This window comes from Acetobacter cerevisiae, assembly GCF_001580535.1.
Classification (GTDB): Bacteria; Pseudomonadota; Alphaproteobacteria; order Acetobacterales; family Acetobacteraceae; genus Acetobacter; species Acetobacter cerevisiae.
Window position 1 is genome coordinate 1 of record NZ_LHZA01000058.1, and the last position, 3,339, is coordinate 3,339.

At 49.8% G+C, this 3,339-nt stretch carries 5 protein-coding genes; 2 read left to right on the forward strand and 3 right to left on the reverse strand.

Annotated elements, in window-relative coordinates:
• Positions 1-456 precede the first annotated feature (456 nt).
• Together AD928_RS00510 and AD928_RS00515 are read right to left on the reverse strand one after the other, a co-directional pair.
• Complete coding sequence (locus tag AD928_RS00510) at positions 457-1,197, reverse strand: helix-turn-helix transcriptional regulator (RefSeq protein WP_062247400.1); 741 nt, start codon at positions 1,195-1,197, stop codon at positions 457-459.
• Positions 1,198-1,260: 63 nt separating this feature from the next.
• Positions 1,261-1,839 carry an acyl-homoserine-lactone synthase gene (locus AD928_RS00515; protein WP_167347324.1) on the reverse strand — a complete coding sequence of 193 codons (579 nt, stop codon included), beginning with the start codon at positions 1,837-1,839 and terminating at the stop codon, positions 1,261-1,263.
• A 351-nt stretch (positions 1,840-2,190) separates the two neighbouring features.
• Between AD928_RS00515 and AD928_RS00520 the strand changes: the two genes are divergently transcribed.
• Complete coding sequence (locus AD928_RS00520) at positions 2,191-2,514, forward strand: hypothetical protein (protein ID WP_062141987.1); 324 nt, start codon at positions 2,191-2,193, stop codon at positions 2,512-2,514.
• A gap of 51 nt (positions 2,515-2,565) precedes the next feature.
• Here AD928_RS00520 and AD928_RS14610 read toward each other — a convergent pair whose 3' ends face one another.
• Positions 2,566-2,967: a hypothetical protein gene (locus AD928_RS14610; RefSeq protein WP_156470017.1), complete on the reverse strand. Its 402-nt coding sequence runs from the start codon at positions 2,965-2,967 to the stop codon at positions 2,566-2,568.
• Positions 2,968-3,154: 187 nt separating this feature from the next.
• On the opposite strand from AD928_RS14610, the gene AD928_RS14615 reads away from it, so the two are divergent.
• The gene (locus tag AD928_RS14615) at positions 3,155-3,331 is read left to right on the forward strand and encodes a hypothetical protein (RefSeq protein WP_156470018.1); all 177 of its coding nucleotides are present in this window, start codon (positions 3,155-3,157) and stop codon (positions 3,329-3,331) included.
• Positions 3,332-3,339 lie beyond the last annotated feature (8 nt).

Sequence of the window (3,339 nt, forward strand, 5' to 3'; positions counted from 1 at the left end):
ACCAGATTGAGAGGAAAACGCTCTAACCGCTGCTCTTTCAGGAAAGACCGGTCCTATTAAACATGGTGGCCCGGAAGATGCGAAATGGGAAAAGAAAGCTCTGAGGAGATTCCTACTGACAAGCTATGGACCTGCCGTGACTTAGCGCATTATTTGAACTACCAAGAGGCTACGGCCCAGAATTTTTATCAGTTTTGACGGAGGGGGCAGGGGGGCTGAAAGATGACCCTGCCTGCTGTTTCGATTTTCTCTGTCCATATTGGACGGAGGGCAGTCAGAACATCCTGAGTGTCGACGTTGCTAACAACTTTCTCCTTCTTGCGTTCTATTATGGGATCAAAACCCCCTTTCTATCTGGCGGCGTTTACCTGTCACCGGAGACTTGAAGCGCAACTCCCACAAACGGGAACCACCAGACACCACAAGCCAGAGCCTCCGCCATTTCATCTCCTCGCTTCATATAATTCCCAAACGAATAGCTTTAGCGACGGCGCCGCAGGTTGTCTGGCTGCGTAATTTCGTGCGTGCTGAAGACAGGTAGAGGCGTATCGCCGCTTCAGAAATGCCGAGTTTTTCGCTTATTCTCTGGGCCATCAGGCCTGCCGCGCAAAGGGCAAGGCAATCTTTCTCGCGCGCCGATAAACGCGGGATATCCTGTTCTGATCGCAGCCCGGCTTTGCGGGCGTGCCATTCATGCAGATAAAGGCCAACCTGGCTGAATGTTCTTGCGTAACAACTCTTGAGAGGCGGATTGAAGGCGTTCGGACCGGTTATGGTCAAGATGCCGAGTTCTCCCCGTAGTCCCCGGAGGGGGATAGTGAGCCCAGACTCCCCCACACCATATTCCCGGGATAAATCCATCACGTGCTGTTCGCGGGGGGTGCGACAGACGATTTTAGACCATTCAAAAGGTAAGGCACTTTCAAAGAGTCTGTTAACGGTCGGGTCGTCTTTTAGAAAGCCTTTGGAAAGATAGAGTTCCTGCCAGTTCTCATTATATGTTGTAATAAGAGGTGGTGCTTTGCTTTGCTGCGGGATGGAAGAAAGCATGGCGTAAGTCAGGTTTTCAATACCTGAAGATTTTTTGATTTCTTCAATAATTTTCAAAATGTCGTTTTGTGTATCAGACTCGTTTATATCATCAAAAAGACTATCGTTGATGGGGATGATCTGCGGGTCAAATTCTGAGTTCGTCATACAGCACAGACACCATTCAGAGGATGGGTCTGATACTGTATGAGCGGGGGCGAGGGGTGTCTATTATGCGGCGAGGGCGTATCGATGCGCGATGTCATGCATGCGGGGTTCTGACATCTCAAACGTTCCCAGCACGATAGGTTTACCATCCCATTCAGATGTTGTAACCGGGATAGGATCCCATCCTGAGCGCATCAGGATACGATACATTGGTTTAAAAAAGACGCCAGTGACAATATCAATTCCTGCATCCAGACATATTTCGGAAAGCTTTACAAAAAGTTCTCCAGTATAGGATGCAGGGTCTCCTTTCCGGTACGTTGCGCAATACCGTGTTACTTCCCAAATGTTTGCGCCGTAGATATCGGGGCAGTTAGGAAAAAAGCGATGGAAAACGTTCCGCAGCATTGTCGGGCCAGTTGTCGGTAATAGTCTGATGGATGTGGCATGGGACCCATCAGGACGTTCTACGACAATATAAAGCGGGTTATATTGCCGGTCATATTCATCTTCTTCTCTCTCATGCTCAACTTTCACATCCCAATGCATGCGTGTGTGAAAAACATCAGCCCGTGCACGGACCATATTTTCATACGTTCTGTAATTTTTCATTCTTTCTGAGAATGTGAATACTTTAATCATGTCACTATCCATTTTGTTGCGGATAATGAAAATTAACTTTCTACGGATAAATAAAAATATATCGATTATAATATATTTATTTGTGCGTAGTTGTTTTGTATTCTGGCAGGCTTTCTGCCCCGCTCTTGTTTATTAACTATTTTACATATTTGTGTCGAAGTGAATATTTGAACACCTTCATCCTGCTAGGGGCTGGATTCTGGCAGTCGTTTGCAGATTTGGGGCGTGAGGGAAAACGAAGCGCTTTGCCAGGCGTTATAGGGCACCGTAGGGAAGCGGCTAGATTGTTTTTTTGAATGGAGAGGGTGTGTTCTAAAAGCTCACTCTTTTGAAAGATGAGGGAGTATAGGCATGCGAACAGAACACGCGATAGCTCAGGACATTGAGGACCGCGAAAGGCGGATAGAACTGCTGGTCAAACGGTTGCCTGCGCGCATGCAGAATGCTGTTCACTGGCTGCGGCGGCCACAGGCGCGTTGGGTGCGTATGCCGGCAGGCGCGTTCTTTATTCTGGGTGGGTGTCTGGCTATTCTGCCGGTGTTTGGGGTGTGGATGCTGCCACTCGGCTTTTTACTGTTGTCCGATGATGTTCCGCCATTACAGCGCCTGACCAATAAAGCGTTGGCGTGGGTTGAAGCCAAACGGCCTCATTGGATGGGGCTGCCGCATTTATAAAAAGGCTCGGCATGCGGGCAGCTCAGTTTGCCAGCTTATCCCTATTTTTAGTTAACGGGCTTCTTCCATTTTAATATCGTCAGCCTTCAGGTCTGGGACGACGTCTTTTTCTGGCTGACAGGGAAAAGAGGGACGCGTTGCCTCAGGCTGTTCTTCCTGATCGGTTTTCTCTGGAGGCGGCTGATGAGGGTGAGGGCCAAAACCATTCATGGCCTGCCGCATGCCCATTCCGGCTAACCCGCCAGCCATATTTCCCGCTCCGGGAATGGCTCCCAGGGCAGCCGGCAACATTGTTTGCATGGCATTTCCAACCTCTATCCTGCCGTGGAAGGCGCGATGGTGAGCCGGGGCCGTATTCTGGCAAGTTGTTTCAGCCGTTTTTTCTTTATGGGAGGCGCACCCAGCTATGCTGAGGCTGAGCACGACAAGGCCAATACGTAAACGGCTGATCATGGGAAACCTTTGTCATCAGGATCGTTTCATACAGGCCATGCGTGTATGAGCCTTTTCCATAAAGGTGATGATTTCTGGTTTGGAAAGAGGAGTTTATCATTATTTCAAAAATGAAAAGAATGCAGCCCGGACAAACTTTTGCCACACCCCCGGCGGAACAGTGGTCATGTTACAGATGAGGTCTCTTATGAAGACAAAATTTATCCTTGCTCTGGCTCTCGGGTGTTTTGCCGTAGCAGCACCCCAGTCCTATGCTGATCCGCGTGGTCAGGGTGGGCCGGGCGGTCATGGCGGGCCCGGTGGCGCAGGCGGCCCCGGTGGTGGCGGTCAGCACGGCAACCGTGGTCCTAATACCAACCGTTGATTGCTACA

Coding starts and splice junctions, on each gene's coding strand:
- AD928_RS00510 (WP_062247400.1), bottom strand. CDS start 1,197: ATGACGAACTCAGAATTTGACCCGCAGATCATCCCCATCAACGATAGT.
- AD928_RS00515 (WP_167347324.1), bottom strand. CDS start 1,839: ATGATTAAAGTATTCACATTCTCAGAAAGAATGAAAAATTACAGAACG.
- AD928_RS00520 (WP_062141987.1), top strand. CDS start 2,191: ATGCGAACAGAACACGCGATAGCTCAGGACATTGAGGACCGCGAAAGG.
- AD928_RS14610 (WP_156470017.1), bottom strand. CDS start 2,967: ATGATCAGCCGTTTACGTATTGGCCTTGTCGTGCTCAGCCTCAGCATA.
- AD928_RS14615 (WP_156470018.1), top strand. CDS start 3,155: ATGAAGACAAAATTTATCCTTGCTCTGGCTCTCGGGTGTTTTGCCGTA.